This is a genomic window from uncultured Kiloniella sp., assembly GCF_937128705.1.
Lineage (GTDB): Bacteria > Pseudomonadota > Alphaproteobacteria > Kiloniellales > Kiloniellaceae > Kiloniella.
The window spans coordinates 1-3,918 of record NZ_CAKZMP010000300.1 but is presented as its reverse complement, the minus strand read 5'-3'; the positions used below and the strand labels follow the sequence as shown (position 1 = coordinate 3,918).

The following is a 3,918-nucleotide window of genomic DNA, read 5'->3' as shown; positions in this document are numbered from 1 at the left end:
CTTCAAGATAAAGGGCGGTATATAAACGTTTAAAAAAAGGGGCTGGCTTTTCTTTTTGGTCTTTTGTCGCCTGTGAAAAATGGTTAGCTGCAAGGGGGGCTGTACCTAATTCTTGCCCTGAAGGTTTTTGATCCTTGGGGGGTAAACTATCTTGGCCTTTGCTGTTGTTTTCAGGCACAGAATTTTGGGGTGTAGAATAGGGGGGTATAGGCACGGAATCATGTTTGTTATCAAACTTTTTTCCAGCTTTGAAGGATTTGTAAATTCTTTTTAGATCTTTGAACATTGTCTTTGCTACAAAAGCGTATCAGGTAAAGTCGTGCAAGCTTACCGACGGGGCAAAGCTAACACATATATTGTGTCAAAAGGATGACGCGGGCCTTCGTTGGTTTGATCTTGTCGTATTTGAATGAAATACAAATTACCACTTGAAAAAACAATATCGGAATTGAATGTGGCCACTTGGTAAGGTTTGGTTGCCGAAAAGAGGACAAAATTTAACCCTATGGTAAGAGACTTATATCACTGTGCATGCAATTATTAGATGGCTCAAACGGGAGATTGTTTTTATGACGAGGTATCTGAGAAGATTTGCAATTTTATTGAGTTCAGCTGTTTGGGTTTCCAGTCTGTCGATACCAGCCTTTGCCGAAGGTATAGTGAGCCATAAATTATTTGAATCTGTTGAGGATGCAACGCCTGTTCTGATGCCTTTGAACTCTCGAGGTGTTACCGGTTTTGGTGGCAGCGCCGCGGTAATTTCTGTTGCATACAAGGATGAACGACCGACCAAGCAAGGTTTTTTGTATGAACAATACAAAGACTGGCAGGCAAACGCGGAGACATTTGTTACCGAAGATGGGGAGCTGAGAACCATTTGTTCTATCCGCACCGGTGGGGACGGCGATGATTCTATTACTGTCTCTATATCCGACGGGGATGCTTTGCCCCCTAATGCGATGCCCTATGTGGAATACCAAGAAGCAACGGCACGGGGATACCCAACGTATCTTCAAAAAAATCAGATTGTTCTTTGGGGCATTAACAGTGGGGACACGAACCGCAGTTATGAATCCTCAGCTTACGTTGGCATAGATGAAGAGGGAATTCCCTATGCAAATGTCAGTGGAAATGGGCAGGAACAAGATATTCTACGCGGATTTGCCAAGGGAGACAAAGTGGTCTTACTGGATGATTATTCCGGTGGTGATTTGTACGTTGGTTCCCTGAGCGGGTTTTCAGCGGCCTATCGTAAAATGGCAGCTTGGTGTGGGTTTTCTCCAGATAGCGTTTTAAAATAACACTATAAATTTCCCTCAATAAGATGTAGGCGATTTATTGACGCCCTTATCTTATTGGGGGAATGATATTTGATCTGCTAAGCCAACTCTTCCAAGGCTGCTTTGACTTCCGCGACGTGGTTTTTCACCTTTACCTTACGCCAGATTTTCTGCACGACACCTTGAGCATCAATCAAAAAAGTTGCGCGTTCGATACCCATGTATTCCCGACCATAGAGTTTCTTTAGAACCCATACGCCGTAAGCTTCACAAATTTCTCCGTCGAGATCTGCGACAAGATCAAAGTTCAAGGTATTTTTGGCAATAAAGTTATCGTGGCGTTTGATGCTATCCTTTGAAACACCAATGACCTTTGCGTTCAGTTTTGCAAAATCGGACTGCGCATCGCGAAAATCACACGCCTCTGTGGTGCAGCCGGGGGTGGAATCTTTGGGATAGAAATAAAGAACAACAGCCTGACCTTTGAGCGAGCTAAGCGTTAGTTCGCCATTACCTTGAATAGGAGCGGTAAAATCCGGGGCAATATCGCCAATTTCGAGCGTCATACTGGTGATCCTTTTAAATTATGTTGTGTGATGATTATCGTCTGTATTCCATCATGACAAGGTTTGCTCTTTCAAGTTGAGTGATTATGAAACAGGTTTCGTTGCTCATGTTTGTGCTGCTCTTTTAGCTATCGTCTTCCTGTAAATTCTCGAGACATGGTCTTTTGTCTTTAAGTATCGTTCTTTCAGTTCTGGGAATCCCGGCTCGTTACAGGCTTTTGCCAGGCGGAATAAAACTTCGGGGGATGTTTTGTCCTCGTCCAAATATTCGCCAGTGGTCAGGCGGAACAGGTTTTGCAATTGATGGTATAGGTCAAAGGCATCACATAGGTCGGATGTGTCCGCAGAGTTGATAAAACCGGCCTTGCCCAAGCGTTTGAAAGCTTGTTTGGTGTTCGTGTCCAATACAGATGGATCAGCATGAGCATATCTTAATTGCAGATATTGTGACAGAAACTCGAGATCAATTAGTCCGCCTACGACGAGTTTGATATCCCATTGGCTTTTCGCTGGTTTTTCTTTGGCGATACGTTGACGCATGTTGGCAATGTCATCGACCAATTTTTGTGGGTCTCTTTCAGTGCAGAGTATTGATTTGATGACGTGGTTGATCTGATCACAAAAGACCTGATTGTGTCCAACGGATCGGGCGCGGGTCAGGGCCATATGTTCCCATGTCCAAGCTTCGTTCCGTTGGTATTTTTCAAATGCTTCTAGCGATAAAGCCAACGGCCCAGAACCGCCAGAAGGGCGCAGGCGCATATCTATTTCATACAGACGCCCCTCGGGCGTCATGACGTTCAGAGAGTTAGTAAAGCGCTGGGTCAAGCGGGCAAAGTATTGTGTCGGGTCAAGCGGACGGTCCCCGTTAGAATGACTATCTTTCTCTTCGAGATTATAGAGGCTGATCAGATCTAGGTCTGATGTGACGGTCATTTCCTGCGAGCCAAGTTTACCCATGGCCAGAATGGCAAAATTGCTTTTGGGTATTTCGCCATGCCTTTTTTGCAGTTCGCTTTGGACGTGCGGTAGTAACGACGTAATACTGGTTTCGGCAATGTTGGAAAGGTCTTTACTGGAACGTTCGATGGAACAGGTTGTTCTCAGAATCTGAAGTCCGATACGGAATTTTTGATCATTTGCCCATCGACGGGTCTCATCGAGAATGTCTTGAAAATCCCTAGCCTCTTCCAATAAATGTTCCAGTTGATTTTGTAAGTCAGGTAATTCTGGTAAGGGAGCAAAAAAATCGTCGCTTAAAACGGCTTCCAACAGGGCAGGGGAATTGCTGAGACGATCTGCGAGAGCAGGGGCAGATCCCATGATTTCTGCTAATAGATCCAGCAGATTGGGATTTGTTTGCAGCATAGAGAAAAGCTGAACCCCGGTTGGCAGACCAGACAAGAAGTCATCGAACTTGTTTAAAGCGGTATCCGGTGCCGAAGATTTTCCAAATGCTTCTAACAGAACCGGAACAATTTCCGTGATCAATCGTCGAGAACGTTCGGATCGTACAGCCCGATATTTTCCCTGTTTCCACTTTGTGATGATTTGAAAAACACGCGCGCCATCTTGAAAGCCGATATTTTCCAATTCTGTAAGTAACACTGGTGTTGCTTCTTGTCCTGTAAAGACCAGATTTTTTGTGGTGTCGTGCTGGGTATGATCTTCTTCAAACAGAGCTGCGTAATAATTTTCGACGACATGAAGGTGATTTGATAATTCTTCGCTGAATTCATCTGCATTATCGTACCCCAAGAAAGCTGCGATATCAGCGAGCCCTTCGTCTGTATCTGGCAAAAATTGGGTCTGTTGGTCATCTACCATCTGTAATCGATTTTCGACACGGCGTAGAAACCAGTAAGCTTCGGTCATATCTTGAAGCACTTTAAGCGAAATCAGATGGGCTTTGTGAAGTTGTTCCAAAGCAAACACAGTTGATTTACTTCGTAAATCCTGATTTCGCCCCCCCCAAATAAGCTGTTGTGTCTGCGCAAAAAACTCTATTTCGCGAATGCCACCCCTGCCAAGTTTGATGTTATGTCCTTTGATCGCAATTTTGCTGCCCCCTT

General features: G+C 44.6%; 4 protein-coding genes. 1 reads left to right on the top strand and 3 read right to left on the bottom strand.

The features are described 5' to 3' along the window. Positions 1-286: hypothetical protein (locus tag Q0241_RS14990; RefSeq protein WP_299378894.1), on the bottom strand; the 286-nt coding region annotated here is incomplete at its 3' end. A gap of 283 nt (positions 287-569) precedes the next feature. On the opposite strand from Q0241_RS14990, the gene Q0241_RS14985 reads away from it, so the two are divergent. Beyond that, the gene (locus Q0241_RS14985; RefSeq protein WP_299378893.1) at positions 570-1,301 is read left to right on the top strand and encodes a hypothetical protein; all 732 of its coding nucleotides are present in this window, start codon (positions 570-572) and stop codon (positions 1,299-1,301) included. A 77-nt stretch (positions 1,302-1,378) separates the two neighbouring features. Here Q0241_RS14985 and bcp read toward each other — a convergent pair whose 3' ends face one another. Together bcp and Q0241_RS14975 are read right to left on the bottom strand one after the other, a co-directional pair. Continuing rightward, positions 1,379-1,846: a thioredoxin-dependent thiol peroxidase gene (gene bcp / locus Q0241_RS14980; RefSeq protein WP_299378892.1), complete on the bottom strand. Its 468-nt coding sequence runs from the start codon at positions 1,844-1,846 to the stop codon at positions 1,379-1,381. 105 nt (positions 1,847-1,951) lie between these two features. Further along, positions 1,952-3,918 (bottom strand): bifunctional [glutamine synthetase] adenylyltransferase/[glutamine synthetase]-adenylyl-L-tyrosine phosphorylase (locus Q0241_RS14975; protein ID WP_299378891.1); only part of this gene is annotated, 1,967 nt, incomplete at its 5' end.

Coding starts and splice junctions, on each gene's coding strand:
- bcp (WP_299378892.1), bottom strand. CDS start 1,846: ATGACGCTCGAAATTGGCGATATTGCCCCGGATTTTACCGCTCCTATT.
- Q0241_RS14985 (WP_299378893.1), top strand. CDS start 570: ATGACGAGGTATCTGAGAAGATTTGCAATTTTATTGAGTTCAGCTGTT.